The sequence below is a fragment of the Dyadobacter sp. HNCC25DJ187 genome, assembly GCF_056895255.1.
Map to the genome: position 1 here is coordinate 110,358 of NZ_JBXHAT010000004.1, position 20,483 is coordinate 130,840.

A 20,483-nucleotide genomic window follows, 5' to 3' on the forward strand; every position below is an offset into this window, starting at 1 on the left:
CAACGGTCAGCAACAAAAAAAGAAAGTCGTTTGCGGGCGGCAGACGACTTTCTTTCTGACTATTAAAAAACTATTTGATCAACGTAGTTGTATCAGGTTCTGATTGAGCAGGGCCTTTGTCTTTTTTCCCAAACACAGAAATGTGTACATATCTATTCGGATGCTCACGAAGGTTGGTCATCAGCTTATTCAGGCTTACCATCGTACTGTTCAAATTCCTGTAAAGTGTTTCATCCTTGACTAATTTACCTGCGGTACCATTTCCTGCCTCTATACTGGCCAGTATCTGACGCAATTCAGAGATGGTTTTATTGGCGCTTTGTACAGTTTCTCCAAGTCGTAATGCATTTAGAGAATCAGCAAGCGTATTTGCTTTTCCAAGCAGTGGCTTCAGTTCCTTTTCTGTCTCCACAAGAGAGGACGACAGTTTATTGAGATTATTAGTGATTGCGAGTAAGTTCTTCCTGTTGTCTCTAAGCATTCCCTGTACATCACTACCTGCCTGATCATAATTTTTAAGCACCTGATTCAGAATCAAGCCTGTTTCCTTAAAGCCGGAAGCAACCATATCCAGATTCCTGACCAGTGAGTCGGCATGGGTTACCAGAGGTAGTGCCTTTTCCTGTAACAAAGCGGATATACCGGCTTCTTTCATTCCGGAAAGAGTATCCTCATCTGCCAAATACTTGCCGGATTTACCCATGACCAGATGAATCACTTTGCCTCCCAACAGACCACCGTCTGCCAGACTTGCAATGGTGCCCTCAGGGAGCGTGATTGTTTTTTGTATATCCAGTGTAACGAGAAGTTTGTTTTGCTGATCCTGCAATAATTTGATCCCTTGCACACGACCAACATTCAGTCCGTTTAAGAGGACAGGATTGGAAGCGGTAAGACCATCGATATTGTCGTAAATAACATGGTACTTATACGTTCTGGAAAAAACGTCGGATCCTTTTAATATGTGGAAGCCGAAGTACAGCGCGATAATAGCTACCAATGCCATAATTCCCACTTTTGCTTCTTTTGAAATTTTCATGGGCTAAAAAATTTGCTTTGACATTAGTCAAAGCACTGTAAATGATACGCAATATTTAATATGTAAGCATTGCCATGCTATTGATCCATCTCTTTTTTGTAAACCTTAAATGCCTGCAGGATAGAATGTGCTACCTCGTCCTGACCGTCGTCAGATTTTAGATATTCTTCTTCATCAGGTGTTGATAAAAATCCTGTTTCAATCAAGACGCTGGGCATTGCTGCTCTCCATAGAACAAGAAAACCAGCCTGCTTCACACCTCTGCTATCACGACCGGAAACGGACTGAAACTTCTTTTCAACCTGATCCGCAAATCTCAGACTGCTTGAGATAAATGCACTCTGATAGTTGGCAAGCATGATATGTGCAAGTGGAGAACTGGGATCAAATCCTTTGTATTTCTGCTTGTAATTCGTTTCCTGTAAAATTACGGAGTTCTCACGCTTCGCCACTTCCAGGTTACCTTCTGTCTTGTGTAAACCCATTACAAAAGTTTCAGTTCCTCTCACATTTTTAGAACGTGGAGTCGCGTTGCAATGAATAGAAATAAAAAGGTCGGCATTATTTCTGTTAGCAAAAGCAGAGCGCTCACCCAATTCGATAAAGACATCGGTAGACCTGGTATAAAGTACTTTTACATCCGGTGCTTCTTCTTTGATCTTCCGACCCAACTTGAGTGCTACACTCAGTGCAACGTCCTTCTCGTTGGTAGTTCTGCCTCTGGTACCAGGATCTTTTCCTCCATGTCCTGCATCTATGACAACTATTTTAACTCTGCTATCGACTTTGGGTGCTGAAACTGGTACTTCCTGATATACAAAAGCTAGACTTGTGAATAGAAAACAGGCTAAAATCAGGGTTTTAAGAACTTTTAACATTATTTTTTAGTTACGGCGTTATTCTTTAGGGGTTTCTCCACTAATTTTGATATTCCTTATGCAAAAATACTCTATTTGTTAGAACTGAAAAGAAAGGCGATTATTATATCGCTAGGATTTGTGACGTTTCTTCTGATCGGCACGATGGGATGTGTGCAGTTGCGCTTGGGGCGATCCGGTAAAAACCTTACTAAAGAAAAAGGAACCAGCCAGATAGCAGCAAAACGTGATACACTTACCATAGCCGGAGCGACTGCCAACAAATCATTGTCTGATACACTTAAAGCTGCCATCAAAACTCCCGGAGACACCTTATCTGTTCGGGACAGTGTTGCCATTGCTTCTGATTCTACTGCAACAGATTCTCTTGCAAACAAAGATGATCTGGAATTCATGGTTAAATATGATTCTGAGGATTCTACTATATCTGATGTAGTACTGAAACAGGTTCATCTATATGGTAATGCAGTTGTCACTTACGGAACCATTAATCTAAAAGCCAACTATATCCGACTGAACTGGGTTACAAACGAAGTATATGCGGTGGGCACATACGACTCAACAGCAAAGAAAATGGCTGGAGAACCTATTTTTCAGGATGGTGCACAAATTTATAATACCAAAGAAATCCGTTATAACTTCAAGTCAAAAAGAGCCATTATTCAGGGAATTGTAACTACTGAAGGAGATGGAAACATACGTGGAGAAAAGGTGAAAAAAGATGCTGAGGGCAACTTCTACATACAGCATTCGATGTATACAACCTGTAATCTCACACACCCACATTATTTCATTAATGCGCCCAAGATTAAGATGGTAAACCAGAAACAGGTGATATCAGGCCCATTTAATCTTGTCATCGGAGATGTACCGCTTCCCATTGCTTTGCCTTTCGGATTTTTCCCTTTTCCGAAGAAAAAGGAGATTGGAACATCAGGAATCCTTTTCCCAACCTATGGAGAAGAACCCAACGGCCGTGGTTTCTACCTGCGTGACGGAGGTTACTACTTTGCCATCAGCGAATATGTAAATGCTGCTGTAACCGGGCAGATCTATTCATCCGGTAGCTGGGGGGTTGGATTAGCCTCGACCTATTCCAAGCGCTATCAATATAACGGTAATTTTGCTTTCAGAATAGCCAGAAACCGATCCAGTGACGAAATCCGGCAAAGGACAGGAGAAGGCGTTACGAACGATTTCAGTTTGATCTGGTCACACGCACCCAAAGCAAGAGGTAATTCGACCTTTTCTGCTAATGTGAACATTACCAGCAATAGTTACAATCAGACTCAGGAACTTTCCACAACTAAGTATACGTCTAACGTAGCGGCATCTTCTGTACAGTATACCCGTACCATGGGTCAATATTTACGTGGGGCAGCCAGTGTACGTGTAAACCAGAATTTCGGAAAGCTCAATACGGTAACCGGCCGGCGGGAAAATGGTACCACCAATGTCTCATCTGATTTCAATTTGGGTGTCAATCAGATCGCACCTTTCGCATTGAATGGTGGCAGGGGAAGATGGTATGAAAGTTTCCGTCTGGGACTGGATTTCAGCGGAGGTTATGCACTTAGCAATACGCTTTCTGCTATTGACACCTCTTATTCAAGACTGGGATTCAGAGTGACCAACCTGGTTGCAGACACAGCCAGGCTAGGCAAAACAGACATTGTTGCATTTAATACGGGTAATTTCCCTGCTATATTCAAGGATGCCCAATTCACCGGACGCTATAGCCTTCCTATCTCGTTACCTAACTTTAAGCTGTTGAAATTCATTAACCTTACGCCAAGCATGTCGTTGAATGGCGAGGTATTTACCAAGCAGTACCAATACAGTTATGCCGGAGGGAATAATGTAAGGATCGATACCATTGACAAAGTAGGTACGGAATATTCCTATTCATTCGGAGGGGGGTTGAATACACGTTTTTACGGTACTTTTTTTGTGAAAGGTAAAAGACTGGAAGCCATACGACATACAGTAATTCCATCTCTGTCTTTTAGCTATACACCAGATTTCACAGGTGATAACTTCGGTTTTTATCAGGAAGTCCGGTACAATATCGATGGAGACAGAAAAAGGCTTTCACGGTTCAGAGGAGTAGGCAACACAGCAAGTAATGGCCGTGCCTCCAGTGTGATCAATTTCAGTTTAAATAACTCTTTCGAAATGAAGCTGAAATCAAAAAGCGATACTGCGGCACAGCAATTTGAAAAAGTATCTTTGCTGGACAACCTCAGCCTCGGAGGTAATTACAACCTGATGGCGGACTCCCTGAACTTATCTAATATCGCCATCAATGCCAATGCCAGGATAGGGAAAAATCTCAATCTGAACTTTAATATGAACCTGGATCCATATGCCTATGTGCCAAGCTCCTTTGGTACGACAGGGACGAAGATCAATAAGTATGCAATCACTCAGGGTCAGGGCTTAGCGAGTATCCAAAATCTGGGTTTTACATTAGGCACTAACTTTTCTCCCAAATCATCTACAACCGACAAAAATAAACCGGCACCTGGCGGAAACAGTACAGCCACGCCAGAGCAGCGCGAATTTGTGCAGAACAATCCTGACATGTATGTGGACTTCAGTATCCCGTGGAATGTTTCACTGAATTACAACTTCGGACTGACAAAACCTGGACTTTCAGCTGCCACATTAATCCAGGCTCTGCAGGTTACAGGAGATCTGAGTTTGTCCAAAAATTTCAAAGTCAGCGTAAATACAGGTTTCGACTTTGCTGCATTCCAGCCTACCATCACATCACTTACACTTTATCGCGACCTCCACTGCTGGGATATGAGTTTCAGCTGGACACCATTTGCAGGAAGTGCCCAGCGTGCCAGTAACTATAACTTTACTCTGAAAGTAAAATCGAGTGTTTTACAGGATCTGAAAGTTACCCGTCGCCGTTCATTCAGAGATTTGGGTGAGTATTAGAATTGACTTACACCTTGGTGATAGAGCGTACTACTACATACCAAGTTTTAATCGTAAGACTATCAAGATATAAACATTTTTTTCCTCATTATTAAGGTACAAAAAAATAGCCATCCATTGGGACGGCTATTCCTATAAATATGTTTCTAAATATTATTTAGAAGTCTTCGCTGCTGCTTTTTGAACCACTTCACCATTCAGATAAAGTGTGATAGCACCGCCTTCGGTATTGCTGAAAACTGTCACCGGCTTATTAAAAGGACCTGATGCCGCCGCATTGAAAGTTGCTTTTACAGTACCTGTTTTCCCCGGAGCAACTGGGTTCTTAGACCATACCGGAGTAGTACATCCACATGAAACAGTTACGTTTGAAATGACTACAGGCTCAGTACCTGTATTCGTAAAAACAAACTCATGAGTAACAGGAGTACCTTGTGGTACTTTACCAAATTTATGTGTTTCTTCTTTAAATTTCAAAACACCTTTTTGCGCAAAGCTAACAGTTGTCAGGCCCAGGATCAGAACTAATGCTGAAAAGAAAACTTTCATAATTGTATAGGTATATTAAGTGGTGAAAAATAATTCAATAACAAGATTAATTGATAAAGCTTAAATTTAATAAACATTAACCAATATTAACAAAGGCTTCAAAGAAGAGAAGATAATTGTTATGAATATTATTTTCCTGTATAATTTTGGGGTACTTCCAAAAAAATGTAACTTAACTACGGTTTCAAACCCGTAATGTTTGCTTATGATTGAGAATGATAGTTTGACCGGTTCCAGCGTGTTGAGTAAGGAAAGTGTTACCAATGACTACCGTATTGCGTGCGAAAGCCGCCAGGTAAGTCTTTTGGGCAGAAAGGATACGATGGGCGGCCGCTCTAAATTCGGAATCTTCGGTGATGGCAAGGAGGTAGCTCAAATCGCGCTGGCACACGCTTACAGGAAAGGTGATTTTCGGTCGGGCTACTACCGCGACCAGACGATCGAGGCTGCTGTAGGAAATATTACATGGCAGAGCTTCTTCGCTCAAATGTATGCACATGCTGATATCCAGCATGAACCCAGCACGGGAGGACGGTCTATGAACGGACACTTTTCTACAAGATGGCTGGATGAAAATGGCCAATGGCTTGATCAGACAAAAATATATAATTCTGTTTGCGATATATCTTCTACAGCCGGTCAAATGCCGCGTGCAATCGGACTGGCTTACGCATCAAAACTATACCGTGAAAATAAGGATCTTCAATACCTCTCAAATTTTTCCAAGAATGGAAACGAGATTGTTTTTGCAACAATAGGCGACGCCTCCACTTCACAAGGAATGTTCCTGGAAGCCATGAATGCCGCCGGCGTATTGCAAATTCCTTTACTTATGTCAGTTTGGGACGATGGTTATGGCATATCCGTCCCTATAGAATACCAAACTACCAAAGGCAGTATTTCCAAAGCACTGGCTGGTTTGCAGCGTAACGAAGAAGAGCCCGGATTAGAAATTTTTACAGTAGCCGGCTGGGATTATCCGGCACTGCTTGAAACGTACCAACGTGCTGCTGAACTTTGCCGGGAGCAACAAATACCGGTACTGGTTCACGTAACGGAACTAACGCAACCTCAGGGACATTCCACCTCCGGATCGCACGAAAGATACAAGTCTCGCCAACGATTAAGCTGGGAAGCAGAGTACGATTGTAATAAGCATTTTCGCCAATGGATATTGCAGAATGGATATTGCACAGAGGAAGAACTGGAACAAATTGAAACTGAGGCAAAGGAAACCGCTAATCAATCCAGAAATAAAGCATGGCAGGCATACCGAACTGAACTGGATAAAGAGTACCTTGCTACCATAGAGCTCCTCCAAAATGCATCAAAGGAAAGCAGCGCTGGCGATGAAGTTGGTAAACTTGTCCTGGAATTGTCAAAAACATATCTGCCGACCAGAAAGGATATGGTTTCTAGTGTTCGCAAAGCGTTGCGTCTGATGGGTAATGACAACTCATCTGCAAAAACACAACTACAAACTTCACTGAGAAAAAGCCTCAAAGATAACGCAGACCGCTTCGGAACACATTTGTATAGTGATTCACCTGAATCACCACTTCTTGTCGAATCTATCTTCCCTGTTTACAGCGATGAAAGTCCGGTTGTGGATGGTCGTGAGGTAATCAGATCTTACTTTAACGCCTTGTTTGAAAGCAACGCCAGCATTGTTGCAATCGGCGAGGATGTGGGCATGATCGGCGACGTGAATCAGGGAATGGCAGGGTTGCAGGAAAAATTTGGCACATTACGTATTACAGATACCGGCATACGGGAGACTACAATTATTGGTCAGGGAATAGGCATGGCCATGCGTGGTCTTCGCCCTATCGTTGAAATTCAATATTTCGATTATATATATTATGCGCTCGCAACGTTGACTGACGATCTTGCTTCACTCAGGTACCGTACTGCGGGAGGTCAGAAAGCACCCTTAATCGTCAGAACGAGAGGACACCGACTCGAAGGGATCTGGCATTCCGGATCTCCGATGGGCACGATACTGAGCAGTTTACGAGGATTGCATGTTATTGTCCCACGCAACTTCACACAGGCATCCGGATTCTACAATACACTTATCAAAGGTGACGATCCTGCATTGGTCGTTGAACCTTTGAACTCTTACCGGCAAAAAGAAACTTTACCCGACAATATTGGAGAAATATGCCTTCCTCTTGGTATACCTGAGGTATTGAAAGATGGAAAAGATATTACCATCGTTACTTACGGATCCATGTGTCGCATTGTGATGGATGCAGCCACCCAACTTTCTAAAATGGGTATAGATGCAGAAGTAATTGATGTTCAAACACTGTTGCCATTCGATATTAACAACAGCATTGTAGATTCTATTAAGAAAACGAATAGAGTAATTTTTGCAGATGAAGATATGCCAGGAAGCGCATCGGCCTATATGATGCAGCAAGTGATAGAAAAGCAAAATGCATATCGCTGGCTTGATTCCGCCCCTGTCACGGTTTCAGCAAAAGATCACCGCCCCCCTTACGGATCCGACGGAGATTATTTTACCAAACCAAACGCGGATGACATACTGGATGCTGTATACAAAATCATGCATGAATCTGATCCACAACTTTTCCCTGAGCTTTATTAGATAAAACAGCATGTATAAGCACCGGGGAAAAAGATTATTAGACCTCATTTTAGCGGGAGCAGGATTGATCATCCTGTTCCCGCTTTTTGTTTTGATATTTTTCCTTATTTACTTTTTTGATCATTCAAACCCTTTATTCCTGCAATCACGGCCGGGATTTCATGGTAAGTTTTTTAAAATAATTAAGTTCCGAACGATGACCAAAGAACTCTTTCAAAAGGGTGACTTAAAAGACGGTGATAGAATTACCAAAATCGGCAGGATTCTGAGGCGAACATCTCTGGATGAAATACCACAACTCTGGAACGTGTTCTGTGGAGATATGAGTATCGTTGGCCCACGTCCATTACTTCCTGAATATTTGGCACTCTATAGTGCTGTCCAGAACCAACGTCATGATGTTAAGCCTGGCATTACGGGATGGGCACAGGTGAATGGAAGAAATGCAATCACCTGGGAACAAAAGCTGGATATGGATGTATGGTATACAAAAAACATATCCTTTTTGCTTGATATGAAAATTATCATAAAGACTACGACAAAATTTATGACAGGCATATTTACAAATTCACTGGAGACAGACCTGCCCGAAAAGTTCAGAGGTTAAACGTCTTTAGGAGCTACTGCCATTACTTACCTCCATTCCTGTCGTATTACCATAAATGTCTACCTATGCCTACAGTAAACTCTAATGAACGAATATGGCTTTCTCCTCCACATATGAGTGGCAAAGAAGCGGACTATATAAATGAAGCATTTGCCACTAATTGGGTAGCTCCAGCAGGTCCGAATATTACCTCATTTGAAAAAGAGCTCGGACAATTTACAAATGGGAGTCATGTATCCGCATTATCGTCCGGTACGTCTACACTGCATCTGGCGTTAGTTCTTTTAAATATCCATAGAGGTGATGTTATACTATGCCAGTCATTGACCTTTGTCGCCAGCGCGAATCCTATTTTATATCAGGGCGCAACACCTGTATTCATTGATAGTGAGCCAGAAACATGGAACATTTGCCCCAACGCTTTGGAAGATGCTCTGAGATATTATCATCAAATTGGTAAGAAACCCAAAGCGGTAATTGGGGTGCATTTGTATGGAATGCCTTGTTTGTTAGATGAAGTTCTTTATCTGTGTAGCAAATATGATGTCCCATTGATAGAAGATGCCGCGGAAGCACTGGGAAGTCTGTATAAAGATAAACATGCGGGTAGCTTTGGAAAAATGGGGATATTCTCTTTTAATGGAAATAAGATCATTACCACTTCAGGAGGAGGCGCACTGGTTTCAGAGGATTCGATGCTCATAGATAAAGCAAGATTTCTTGCTACACAGGCAAGGGATGAAGCAGTTCACTACGAACATTCCGAAATTGGTTATAACTACAGAATGAGTAATATCTGTGCTGGAATCGGCAGAGCACAACTGGCAGTATTGGATGAACGGGTAAATCAGCGGCGAGCTAACTATACTTTTTATAAGCATGAATTATCAGCTCTTCCGGGTATTTCTTTTCAACCTGAACCTGCGGATGCCTTTTCGAACCGCTGGCTTACGGCAATCCTAGTGAATCGCAAACTGGTCGGGCTAGACAGAGAAAAAATAAGGCTTCATCTTGAAAGATGCAATATAGAATCCCGGCCTATTTGGAAGCCTATGCATCTTCAGCCACTTTTTAAGGATGCGCGGTATTTTGGTGGATTGGTTGCTGAATTACTTTTTAACGAAGGTTTGTGTTTGCCATCGGGATCGTCACTTTCCTCGGAGGAGAGATGCCGTATAGCTGATGAAATATGCTCAATATTGTTATGACAAATAGAAAAGTGCGCTATAATGTCGGTTGTACAAGCCTGCACACAACAATACAACACACTTTATCATTCTCAATTATAAGCGCTATAATACTTCCAACTCAAAATGTAATGGTGAATATGGATAGATAGGTATACTTCTGGAGCCACAACCTTGACAATTTTTTCCATAACCTAAGCTAGAAGGGAAAATAGCAATAGCCTTTTCACCCTTACGCATTTTCCTGATAGCCCGATCAAATCCTGCGATTGCACCACCAGTATTAGTTGTAAAAGGAAATGTCCCTTCCTCAAATTTAGTGCCATCAAAAAAGCGTCCTACATATTTAACATTTACAGATTTACCTGACCCGATTGTATCACCAGTGACGGTGTTAGTACGAATGAGCACTAAGTTATCACTAGTTCGTTCAGAAGGGGTATACTTTTTCGCTGCGATATACTCGTTGATTTGTTGTACCTCCGTTCTGGTTTTTAAAAACTCTAATTCCATCCTTATTGGTGAATAAGCCGGAACAGTATTGCTCGAACCAGCTCCGAATGCCAGATAAAATGGAAGAAAATAAGATCCCTTCTCCCCGGTTCTTAATGTTTTAATCGCAAATTCAAGACCATAAAATTGTGTTGAAAGACCATCGACTGCAAAGGCTAAAGAAGAATCATTCTTTACGAATGGCACTTTTGTACCGTTTAGTAAGTAAGTAGTTACTTTCACAGTAGCTGCATCACCTGTTTTTGCCAGTTCTCCAGCCGCATTAGTAGTTCGCTTATAGTAGATTAACCCAGTTGACTCTCGGCTTACCTTTTCAGTTAAGGAGCTATCCTGCAAATATTTCTCTATTGCTGCCTCGTTCTCAGCGATTTTCTTTTCATCATTGGTATCAACATTATTCAAGCATGACACCATCCCAATAACGGTCGCGATCATAACCCCGACTTTCAAAAACTTACCACCCATTTCCTTTTACTTTTAAATTTTCAGATATTTTAATAACTCCATTTCTCAGTAGACTCTGTCTCCATCCAAAGAGTTGCAATGACAACCAAAAAAATATCAGGCAGCTACATTTTTGGCATAATAAGCACAGAATGATTTTAACGCGCAGGGCGCACATTTCGGGTTTCTTGCCACGCATATATACCTTCCATGCAGGATCAGCCAGTGATGCGCTTTTGGCACCATAACTAACGGAATGTAACGCATGAGGCCCTTCTCTACGGCGAGCGGCGTTGTTGCTGTGGAAGGCACCAATCCAAGCCTGTGTGACACTCGAAACACGTGAGTATCTACGGCCATGGCCGGCTGGTTAAAGATTACAGAAGCAATTACATTCGCTGTCTTACGCCCTACTCCGGGTAACTTCTGTAATTCATCCACAGCGGCAGGAATCTGTGAGTCAAACTGCTCCACCAGCATTCGGCCCATTCCTACCAGATGCTTCGCCTTGTTGTTTGGATAAGATATGGATCGAATATATGTAAATACCTCCTCAGCGGTAGACATAGCCAACGATTCAGCATCCGGAAAGCGTTCAAACAGCGGAGGGGTAACAATATTAACCCGCTTGTCGGTACATTGAGCAGATAGGATTACCGCTACTAATAACTCGAAAGGATTTCCATAAACAAGTTCGGTTTCTGGCTCCGGAAAATTGGTTGTAAAATAATCAAGCAGCATTTTGAAACGCTCTTTTCTCTGCATACGATCTAATGTTAATGGGCTTAAACCAAAATGACCAGCCACTGAATCGCAATGGCTGGTACGAAAAACGAATTATAGCTCATCCTAAAAAGAGAGCGTAGCTGGTCGTTTTGTTGTAAATTGTTGAGAATAATTGAGAATCTTACCGATCGTTCGCTCCGTAGGCGTTTTCACAATCTTATTCATCTGGCTTTTTAACTCCAGAGAATCTATGTAGAAATTCATCAGATCTTCATCGAGCGACATGGCTTCAATGATTAAATCATTTTCATTTTCGGTTGTTTCACAGTAGATGTACCGGACAACGTCATCGTAGGTAAAAGTTTTTGTCATATTGCGGGGCACGCTGGTTAAATTGCTTACGCAGATTAATTAACGCGTAACGCATCCTACCCAATGCCGTATTAATACTCACACCCGTAGCATCCGCAATTTCCTGAAAGCTCATGTCCTCGTAATGACGCATGATCAGTACTTGCTTCTGTACATCCGGCAACCTCTGGATCATCTCCCTGAGTTGCTCATGAGTTTCCTGACGAATCTGGATTGATTCTACGGAGTCCTCCGAAAAATCCAATGTATTAAATACACTGCTACCATCTTCGAACACTACATTGGGGTAGCGTTTATCACGTCTGAAATAATCAATGGCGAGGTTGTGTGCGATTCGTATGATCCAGGGCAAAAACTTGCCTTCATCGTTATATCTACCACCTTTTATTGTATCCACCGCCTTTATAAATGTATCCTGCAATAAGTCTTCTGCAACATACTGGTCTTTGACAATTAGATAAATAGTGGTGTAGATTCTGGACTTATGGCGCTGAACCAGCTTTTCAAAGGCTTTTTCATTACCACGGATATACAATGTTACCAACTCACTGTCGCTAACTTGGACTTTCTCCATTTTTACTATTCGATTTAGTTAACGTAGAGCGATTAGTCGATATTGTTTCTCCTTTCTTTTTAGTGATATATTGAAGTAAAAATCAGATGCTTTCTAATATTGTGAATCAAAGAAATGGATTTGGGTAATAATTTGCAAATCTTTATGTTTCTTTTTTAAACAAATTATTTCCAATTAACAGATGTTAACAAGTGAGAGCAAGAATTATAACTATTCCCTATAAAAATCGCTCCTCTATTCATATTACACCAAATAATAGAACTTATTTGATAACATACGATGAAAAAATACCATATGGATCAGGTGAGTTTAAAGTAACCTGAAAAACCTATTTTCGGTCAGCAAAACGACAATAAAATAAAATTGAACTATTCCGCGAAATGAAATATAAGCATTTATTTTTTGATCTGGATCACACCCTATGGGATTTCGAGAAAAATTCCTCTGAATCACTTCAGGATATCTTTCATCAGTTATCTCTTGCTGATCACGGAATCAAATCTATGGAGAATTTTGTGGCATGTTTCATACGCATCAATACAAAACTCTGGGATGACTTTGACAGAGGCTTACTACCACACTCTGATATTCGGGAGAAACGTTTTCTCATGGTTTTTGAAGAACTTGGAATTCCATGCCCGCAAAATCACCTGGAAATAGGTGAACTATACCTGCATATGCTTCCAGCCAAAAAACACTTACTACAAGGTGCTCTTGAAACTTTAAACTACGCACAGAAAAGGGGCTACAGGATGCATATTATAACGAACGGATTTACAGAAATACAGGCACGTAAAATTGCCAGCTCGGGAATCAGTCACTATTTCGAAAATATAGTAACTTTTGAAAATGCTAATACAAAGAAGCCCGATCCCGGCATATTTGCCTATGCATTAGAAAAGGCAGGCGCCGTTCGCGAAGAGTGTATGATGATCGGAGATAACTGGATTGCCGATATTATGGGGGCCAGCAGATTTGGCCTTGATACTGCTTACTATAATCCTGCAGGACTAAAGTTTGACCAAAACCCCACTTATGATATCAGACGGCTGGAAGAATTGATGCATATACTTTAATCATCAATCAAATTCTAAAGCTGGTAATCTTCTTCATAAAATGTAACTTTCTTTTCCCTCAGAAACTGCTTAATTACATCAGCATGCACACATTGCCCCACATTTAAAAACGGATAGTTGGATACTCTCTTACGTTGTCCGTCTGTCATCACTTCTCTATTAATCTGATCAAAACCTAAATGCAAATGGCGGGTGGAGCTCTGGAGTCCATAAATCAATCCGCTTCGATCAAAGAGCGGCCCTCCACTCTGTCCACGTAACCCAGGCGTACTCATCTCGATACCTGTCACCTCATTCTGGTCTCCGATATGGCGGGTTACGATCCCATCTATAGGGAAACCCGGTGTATGGATTCTTCCGGTTTTGAGCCATTCAATATCGTTAATATCTTTATTATAACGATAATTTGTAAACTCGGGAAAAGGATAACCTAATCTGCACAGGTAGCGTCCTTGCTTAATGAAACGTGTATCTTTCAAAAAACGGGCATGACCATTATATTGCATGCTCTCAAAGTCACGAAACTGAATAATTGCCAGATCCTGTGTTGGGTGCAGATGAATTGTCAGGCTTTTGTAGGCAGAAACACAATTAATAAAATTGAATAGTATTCTGATAGGCGTCTCCGTGTTGATCCGATATTTGGACTCCAGGATTGTTCGTTCCCGTTGTAAACCTGGATCCTTTTCAAACTTTCTAAGTTCGCCACTGAACTTTATGTAGTTCTCGTAGATTGAATTCGCATATAAAATTTGTCGGGCTACGTGCCGGCATGTCACTGCAAATCCATCCTGATTCACAAAAAATAAGGTAGCAGTGCCTGGTACTATATCGCTACCATTGTAGTAACGGAGAATAAAATGAATGGGACGGGTAAATTGATCAACTGACTCAATAGCTTCAACAAACATAGAAAAAGGGATGGTAAATATTTACCTGGGTTGTATAGGAATAAGGGCTTCTGTCTGATCCCATTTAAGAACCATATTGACTCCACCGTGGATTTTTTCAAAATCTATAGAAAACAGCTCCTGAACCTGAGGGTGAATTCTTATTGGGACTTCTACTTTCAGAATATTTTTCCCGTCATTATATTCAGTACCCCACTGCCCTGTTTCTGAATTCAAAATGACAATCCAGCTACCGGGCCCCGGGATGGTCCATAGTGAATAGCTGCCTGCATCCAGACTTCTACCTGCAAAAACGACATCCTCTTTGAAGACAACTTCAGTAGCTTCGTTTGCACCGGTTCGCCACACTTTCCCGTAAGGAACTAAGGCATTATCCTGTTCTCGTCCGAAGATATATCTGTTCTTTTTTGCTGGCCTACCATATTGAACCTCTACATGCAGGTTATCTTTATCCCACACCGCGACAGCTGTCGGACTCAACGATCTGCTATAACGCCGATAGCTGAAAAAACCCGCCATCACCAGCAATAAAAAAAGTAAGGATAGGGAGAGCGCTTTTTTCATACGCAATCAAGGGCAAAAAATACGATAGAACGTGTAAGTAACGGAGAATTTGAGAAAATAGTAGGAATCTTTGGTAGAAGGATCGCCCTGCACAAGTTTATCCGTAGATACCGGATCACCACCCAAATTATCCAGATAATCGGTAAAAGTTTTCCTGGCACCATATTCGACCCCAAGATTCCAGGGACGTTTGAATTGGTATTTAATTCCAACACCATATGGCAATACCAGTCCGCTGGTTTTATAATTGGCCGTTACAATATCAGGCTTGAAACTATTCATTCCAATTCCTCCAAAAACGTAAGGAGTCCAATTTACAGCAAAACGTCTGTCTTTGTAATCCAGGAAATTATATTCTGCTACAGCACTTCCTTCAATAATGCGTGTTCGAAAAGACATATTACGGGCTTGCTGAAAAGGATCGTCGCTCGCTGCATCATTTGCTCCTATTAGTCCACCTGCTATTTCCGCGCGTAGTGATAGTGCCGAGTTGGGGTTATACCGAAAAAACAAGCTTCCACCGGGCTTAAAAAAGCGCAATCTCAGATGAGGCGCAATGTCACCCTTATAATTGAAACCGCCAAGTCCTGCACCCAACTCTATCTTTTGAGCTGAAGCCTGTGACATCGAAAAAATAATAAAACAACAAATACTTGCCAGTGTAGACAAGTATTTATCACGAAAATATGTAGGAATGTTACTCAACGGAACAATATTTTATCTCAATGGAGGGCATTTAATTTGGGCCGGAATAATATAATGTATTTGAATCTGTCCGATCAGATAATTATCCTTAAGAGTTGGGCTATTTCCTCTGTCTGTGCCTGGAGCCCCGAATCCCTGCTGAAGCATTACCGCATACGGATCAGCATCTGGTGCAACTCCAACATAATTTGTCTGTACAAATTTCTGGAGGCTCTCTGTCCTGTCGGCACCCTTTCTTACAGCAAATCTTTCCTGAGTTCTGTTTGAGAAATGGAGGGCTGTAGGATCATTGGCAAATAATGACGGATCTGCATAAGCGCCATGTGTATCATCCAGATAATCAGTAAATGTCTTTCTAAAACCTAGTTCTGCAGAAATATCAAACCTTGAATTGATTTTATATCTTACTCCAACACCGACAGGGATGGCAAAAGTTATTAAGGAATACTTGTCCTTATACCCTTCATTTCCCTGCCCTTCAGTACCTAATGGCTGCAACTTTACCCAGGTTCCGTTATTCAGTGAGTCCAGCGCCTTCGGATTATGGGCAGTTAAAGCAATACCCGCAAACAAGTAGGCACCAAACTGTGGACGCCTGTCGTAGCTCCTGTTATCCGGAGTCAGTTTAAAAATACCTTGTATTGAAAATTCTTTCAAATCATTACGAAAATGCAGATTTCGGGCGTAGAAAATATTATTCTCATGTTTTGAACCTCTGTTCATAATGTAATCATCTCCTGCAATACGTGCATAAGTAAAACTTGCTCTTGCAGCTAAACGTGGTGTAAAGTGTCTTGTATAGTTACCGGCCACACTCCAACGCATCATCGTAAATGTGGAAGCAATCGGCCTTCTGTAAGGAGCCATATCTCCATAATAGTTAGATGTTCCCAGACCTAATCCCACAGATGAATAGGGCATAAAGATGCCTCGGTTCTGCGCCATAACACGGGCATTGTTAACAAATAAACTCAAGATCAGGATCATTGATAATGCTCCGGATACTTTTTTCAGTTCAAATTTTATACGCATTTGAAATCTTTTTTGTGCAAAAATATAATAGTTGATGGTTTTCCACAGATTATATCTCCTTTTCAACGTATTTCCCATTCTTTTATTTGGAGCGGATGCAAAATTTATATAATCCTATTTTCTGTTTTCAGTTACTTATCTGTTAATCTGCCTGTCAGTAGCCGCATTGTAACAATAAAATAATACTGGCTGACAAGAACAAGGTGAAAACTTCATTATTATTGTATAATTCAAAATCCTGCATTATAATGATTTCAAGTAAGAACCTGCAATTTTCCTATTCCAATAACAGACATTTCACATTTCCGGATATTATTTGCGGTAATAAGGAAACCTTACTTATACTCGGGCAATCAGGAAAAGGAAAAACTACATTGTTACATTTGCTCGCGCTGTTACTGAAACCTCAGCAAGGAGACATAACGATTGACAATAAGCTGATTAGCAACCTTTCCATATCTGAGATTACAAAGGTAAGAGCCAAACAGATTGGCATAATCTATCAGCGTGCCCACTTTACAGGGTCACTCTCCGTTATCGAAAATATTCTATTACCGAATTATTTCGCAGGGCAAAAGTTAGATAAGGAAAAAGCACGTTTCCTGGCACAAGAGCTTGGGTTTACAGAGCATCTTTCAAAAAAAACGAATCAATTAAGCCAAGGAGAGCAACAACGCGTCAGTATTGCCAGAGCGCTCATGAATAATCCGAGTGTGATTCTTGCTGACGAGCCTACTTCCAGTCTGGATGATGATAATTGCGGAAGAGTCATTAATCTGCTCAAAGCGCAATCTGCCGAAATAGGAGCAAGCCTTGTAGTTGTGACTCACGATCAACGCCTGAAAGACGAATTTCAGAACCGAGTCTTTCTGTAATACTGTTCCGAATACATTATTCTGTCTGACACCCGGCAAATTTACCATATGAATCTCTTTAAAATCAGCATAGCCAATTTAAAAGAAAAAAAGCTCAATAGTTTTCTGAGCTTGTTGCTCCTTACACTCGGCATAGGGATGATATCTCTGCTCCTTCTGCTTAATAAACAACTGGATGAGCAATTCCGAAGAAATATCCGTGGCATTGATATGGTTGTGGGGGCAAAGGGAAGTCCCCTGCAGATTATTCTATCCAGTATTTACCAGATTGATGCACCTACTGGCAATATTCCTCTTGATGAGGTAAATACATTGAAGAGAAATCCATTCGTTAAGACTGTAATCCCGCTTTCAATGGGTGATAATTTTAACGGATTCCGGATAGTTGGAACCACAGCTGCTTATCCACAGCACTTCGAAGCTAAAATTGCAGAGGGAAAACCCTTTGATAAATCAATGGAAGTTACAATCGGTAGCAAAGTGGCTGCTTCCGGCGCACTCAAAATAGGCAGTACATTTGCCAGTTCACACGGATTGGATGCCGGAGGAGATGAACATGGGGATAAAAAATACAAGGTTGTTGGTATATATGAAGCGACAGGTTCTGTGATTGACCAGGTGATATTAACAGACCTTTCCAGTGTATGGGATATTCACGAGCATGCAGAAGAGGAAAGTGCACACGAAGAGCAAGAAGAACATCATCAGGAAGAGAAACAGGTTACCAGCGCGCTGATTCGCTTCAGAAACCCGATGGGACTGATTGCACTTCCACGCCAGATCAATGAAAATACTTCCATGCAGGCTGCGTTACCCAGTATCGAAATCAACAGATTATTTTCTCTTCTTGGGATCGGTATTGACACCTTACGTGCGCTTGCCATCATCATTATAAGCATTGCAGGAATAAGTGTTTTCATTTCACTTTACAATTCTTTGAAAGAAAGAAAATATGAAATGGCTCTCATGCTGTCTATGGGTGCTACGCGAACCAAACTTTTCCTCATGCTACTTTCTGAGGGGTTGATACTTGCTATAATGGGTTATGCTGCGGGTATCATTTTAAGTCGTGCCGGACTATTTGCTTTTAATAACACAGCAGAAAAGGATTTCCATTATTCTATAAAGGATTTCAGTTTGCTACACGAGGAATTGTTTTTGTTGGGTGGCGCTATATTAATAGGTCTGCTTGCTGCTGCACTTCCATCCATCGGCATCTACCGACTCAATATATCACGTACGTTGGCTGAGGAATGATATTCTTACTAGTTTTGTTATAGTGCCTGAATCTATGCTTTTAAAATCAATCATCCTGAACATGAAATATTTCCGCTTCATCATCATATTCACGCTTATCGGATCTTTGTTCGCTTTTACACCATCCTTCAATCCCAAGGCACCTATCAAGGTAACATGGGAACAATTACGTGATGTTACATTTAAGAAGAAGTGGTATGCAGAGGAATCGATATACATGCTTCATCCAACTTTCGGACCGGGTGTTCAAAAGCTAAAAAATCAACAGGTAACGATTACAGGTTATATATTACCAGTGGATCTTGATGCTAATCTTTACGTACTTTCAGCATTTCCGTTCAGTGCATGTTTCTTTTGCGGTGGAGCAGGTCCTGAGACCGTAATGACTTTGAATTTTAAAAAGAAAGGCAGGAAGTTTAAAACGGACGAACGCCTGACTCTGACCGGTACCTTGAAGCTGAATGCTGATGATATTTATCAGATGAACTATATTTTAGACGGAGCCGAAATCACTGAATAACCGGTTCAGATTCCGATCAGACGCCAGATACCTGAAATAAAGAATAGTACGAGCCCAACCGGCGTTAGAACTTTCCAACCCAGATACATGAGCTGATCTACGCGCAGGCGTGGGAAGGTCCAGCGCACCCACATCTGTATCATAACACCACCAAGAGCCTTGCCCAACAGCCAGAATGCACCTGTGATATATCCAAACCATGTACCGGGCTCACCACTGGTCCAGTCTGCAAACCGTAGCGGACCGACATTAGGAAAAGGTGTGTTCCAGCTACCAAGAAACAGTATTGCTCCAAGCAGAGATACGAGTAGCATCATCCCGTATTCCGACAGCATAAACAGTGCCCAGCGCATACCGGAATATTCTGTATGGAATCCCGCTACAAGCTCCGACTCACCTTCAGGCAAATCAAATGGAGCACGGTTACACTCAGCCAGGGAGGCGATAAAAAACACGATATAAGCGATGAGCAAAAAGGGATTTCTGATAATATTCCAGGTCAAAAATCCTCCTACTTGTGTTACATCAATGCCGAGGCTTTTAATACCGAATAGATAAATGTTTTCTGAACTGAATATGCCCTGCTGAAAACTGATTACCTGTAAATCCAGCGTTTGGGAAAGCATGACTACACAAAGGATGGTTAAACCAAGTGGAACCTCATAGGATATAATCTGTGCAACCGCCCGCATAGCTCCATACAACGCAAACTTATTGTTTGAGCCCCAGCCTGCCATTAATAGTCCGATTACATCGACCGACACGATGGTCATCAGGAAGAAAACACCTACAGCAGCACCTGATCCACTCAAGCCCGGCGCAAGCGGTACGACTGCAAAACCAGCAAATACAGAAACAAAAATGACAACCGGCGCAATCAGAAATAATTTTCTATCGGCTGCTTTAGGTACAATATCTTCTTTTTGCAAAAGCTTAAGCAAATCGGCGAAAAGCTGAAGCAAGCCCCATTTTCCTACTTCCATCGGCCCCATTCTGTCTTGTATAAAGGCAGAAACCTTACGTTCAAGGTACACACCTACTACTACGAAACCAGGTACAGCAAGAAGGAAAATAAGTAATGTTACAGGCAT

At 41.6% G+C, this 20,483-nt stretch carries 20 protein-coding genes; 8 read left to right on the plus strand and 12 right to left on the minus strand.

Annotated features, from left to right (window positions below; translation table 11 throughout):
• Positions 1 to 70: 70 nt before the first annotated feature.
• Both AC1XUE_RS23885 and AC1XUE_RS23890 read right to left on the minus strand, forming a co-directional pair.
• A complete protein-coding gene (locus AC1XUE_RS23885; protein ID WP_483358511.1) occupies positions 71 to 1,039 on the minus strand; it encodes an MlaD family protein in 969 nt (322 codons plus the stop codon).
• 77 nt (positions 1,040 to 1,116) lie between these two features.
• Positions 1,117 to 1,917, minus strand: a complete 801-nt coding sequence (locus AC1XUE_RS23890) for an N-acetylmuramoyl-L-alanine amidase family protein (protein ID WP_483358512.1) — start codon at positions 1,915 to 1,917, stop codon at positions 1,117 to 1,119.
• A 75-nt stretch (positions 1,918 to 1,992) separates the two neighbouring features.
• Between AC1XUE_RS23890 and AC1XUE_RS23895 the strand changes: the two genes are divergently transcribed.
• A complete protein-coding gene (locus AC1XUE_RS23895) occupies positions 1,993 to 4,866 on the plus strand; it encodes a putative LPS assembly protein LptD (RefSeq protein WP_483358513.1) in 2,874 nt (957 codons plus the stop codon).
• Between the two features lie 153 nt (positions 4,867 to 5,019).
• Here AC1XUE_RS23895 and AC1XUE_RS23900 read toward each other — a convergent pair whose 3' ends face one another.
• Positions 5,020 to 5,415: a DUF1573 domain-containing protein gene (locus AC1XUE_RS23900; RefSeq protein ID WP_483358514.1), complete on the minus strand. Its 396-nt coding sequence runs from the start codon at positions 5,413 to 5,415 to the stop codon at positions 5,020 to 5,022.
• A gap of 205 nt (positions 5,416 to 5,620) precedes the next feature.
• Between AC1XUE_RS23900 and AC1XUE_RS23905 the strand changes: the two genes are divergently transcribed.
• The 3 genes from AC1XUE_RS23905 to AC1XUE_RS23915 all read left to right on the plus strand — a co-directional run bounded on the left by AC1XUE_RS23905 (position 5,621) and on the right by AC1XUE_RS23915 (position 9,844).
• Positions 5,621 to 8,029, plus strand: a complete 2,409-nt coding sequence (locus AC1XUE_RS23905) for an alpha-ketoacid dehydrogenase subunit alpha/beta (RefSeq protein WP_483358515.1) — start codon at positions 5,621 to 5,623, stop codon at positions 8,027 to 8,029.
• 10 nt (positions 8,030 to 8,039) lie between these two features.
• Complete coding sequence (locus AC1XUE_RS23910; RefSeq protein ID WP_483358516.1) at positions 8,040 to 8,636, plus strand: sugar transferase; 597 nt, start codon at positions 8,040 to 8,042, stop codon at positions 8,634 to 8,636.
• A gap of 65 nt (positions 8,637 to 8,701) precedes the next feature.
• Positions 8,702 to 9,844 (plus strand): DegT/DnrJ/EryC1/StrS family aminotransferase, encoded by a 1,143-nt coding sequence (locus AC1XUE_RS23915; RefSeq protein ID WP_483358517.1) that lies wholly within the window; start codon positions 8,702 to 8,704, stop codon positions 9,842 to 9,844.
• An 84-nt stretch (positions 9,845 to 9,928) separates the two neighbouring features.
• On the opposite strand, the gene AC1XUE_RS23920 is transcribed toward AC1XUE_RS23915, so the two are convergent.
• The 4 genes from AC1XUE_RS23920 to AC1XUE_RS23935 all read right to left on the minus strand — a co-directional run bounded on the left by AC1XUE_RS23920 (position 9,929) and on the right by AC1XUE_RS23935 (position 12,452).
• Positions 9,929 to 10,801 carry an FKBP-type peptidyl-prolyl cis-trans isomerase gene (locus tag AC1XUE_RS23920; protein WP_483358518.1) on the minus strand — a complete coding sequence of 291 codons (873 nt, stop codon included), beginning with the start codon at positions 10,799 to 10,801 and terminating at the stop codon, positions 9,929 to 9,931.
• A gap of 96 nt (positions 10,802 to 10,897) precedes the next feature.
• Positions 10,898 to 11,545: an endonuclease III gene (nth, locus tag AC1XUE_RS23925; RefSeq protein WP_483358519.1), complete on the minus strand. Its 648-nt coding sequence runs from the start codon at positions 11,543 to 11,545 to the stop codon at positions 10,898 to 10,900.
• An 84-nt stretch (positions 11,546 to 11,629) separates the two neighbouring features.
• Positions 11,630 to 11,878, minus strand: coding sequence for a hypothetical protein (locus tag AC1XUE_RS23930; RefSeq protein ID WP_483358520.1), 249 nt, complete (start codon positions 11,876 to 11,878; stop codon positions 11,630 to 11,632).
• Positions 11,853 to 12,452, minus strand: coding sequence for an RNA polymerase sigma factor (locus AC1XUE_RS23935; RefSeq protein ID WP_026632052.1), 600 nt, complete (start codon positions 12,450 to 12,452; stop codon positions 11,853 to 11,855). The genes AC1XUE_RS23930 and AC1XUE_RS23935 overlap by 26 nt, the downstream gene beginning before the upstream one ends.
• 380 nt (positions 12,453 to 12,832) lie before the next feature.
• Between AC1XUE_RS23935 and AC1XUE_RS23940 the strand changes: the two genes are divergently transcribed.
• Positions 12,833 to 13,528, plus strand: coding sequence for a YjjG family noncanonical pyrimidine nucleotidase (locus AC1XUE_RS23940; protein WP_483358521.1), 696 nt, complete (start codon positions 12,833 to 12,835; stop codon positions 13,526 to 13,528).
• A 14-nt stretch (positions 13,529 to 13,542) separates the two neighbouring features.
• Here the strand turns inward: AC1XUE_RS23940 and AC1XUE_RS23945 are convergent, their stop codons facing one another.
• The 4 genes from AC1XUE_RS23945 to AC1XUE_RS23960 are packed head-to-tail and all read right to left on the minus strand — an operon-like array spanning position 13,543 to position 16,740.
• The gene (locus AC1XUE_RS23945) at positions 13,543 to 14,439 is read right to left on the minus strand and encodes a trypsin-like peptidase domain-containing protein (protein WP_483358522.1); all 897 of its coding nucleotides are present in this window, start codon (positions 14,437 to 14,439) and stop codon (positions 13,543 to 13,545) included.
• Between the two features lie 21 nt (positions 14,440 to 14,460).
• On the minus strand, positions 14,461 to 15,003 hold the full coding sequence (locus AC1XUE_RS23950; protein ID WP_483358523.1) for a DUF2911 domain-containing protein: 543 nt from the start codon (positions 15,001 to 15,003) through the stop codon (positions 14,461 to 14,463).
• Positions 15,004 to 15,009: 6 nt separating this feature from the next.
• Positions 15,010 to 15,708, minus strand: coding sequence for a type IX secretion system protein PorG (gene porG / locus AC1XUE_RS23955; protein WP_483358524.1), 699 nt, complete (start codon positions 15,706 to 15,708; stop codon positions 15,010 to 15,012).
• A 12-nt stretch (positions 15,709 to 15,720) separates the two neighbouring features.
• Complete coding sequence (locus AC1XUE_RS23960) at positions 15,721 to 16,740, minus strand: DUF6089 family protein (RefSeq protein WP_483358525.1); 1,020 nt, start codon at positions 16,738 to 16,740, stop codon at positions 15,721 to 15,723.
• A 248-nt stretch (positions 16,741 to 16,988) separates the two neighbouring features.
• Here AC1XUE_RS23960 and AC1XUE_RS23965 point away from each other — a divergent pair, with 248 nt between their 5' ends.
• The 3 genes from AC1XUE_RS23965 (at position 16,989) to AC1XUE_RS23975 (ending at position 19,392) form a co-directional block, all read left to right on the plus strand.
• On the plus strand, positions 16,989 to 17,615 hold the full coding sequence (locus AC1XUE_RS23965; RefSeq protein WP_483358526.1) for an ABC transporter ATP-binding protein: 627 nt from the start codon (positions 16,989 to 16,991) through the stop codon (positions 17,613 to 17,615).
• 48 nt (positions 17,616 to 17,663) lie between these two features.
• Positions 17,664 to 18,872, plus strand: a complete 1,209-nt coding sequence (locus AC1XUE_RS23970; RefSeq protein ID WP_483358527.1) for an ABC transporter permease — start codon at positions 17,664 to 17,666, stop codon at positions 18,870 to 18,872.
• 61 nt (positions 18,873 to 18,933) lie between these two features.
• Positions 18,934 to 19,392, plus strand: coding sequence for a DUF3299 domain-containing protein (locus AC1XUE_RS23975; RefSeq protein ID WP_483358528.1), 459 nt, complete (start codon positions 18,934 to 18,936; stop codon positions 19,390 to 19,392).
• Positions 19,393 to 19,397: 5 nt separating this feature from the next.
• On the opposite strand, the gene AC1XUE_RS23980 is transcribed toward AC1XUE_RS23975, so the two are convergent.
• A complete protein-coding gene (locus AC1XUE_RS23980; RefSeq protein ID WP_483358529.1) occupies positions 19,398 to 20,483 on the minus strand; it encodes a complex I subunit 1/NuoH family protein in 1,086 nt (361 codons plus the stop codon).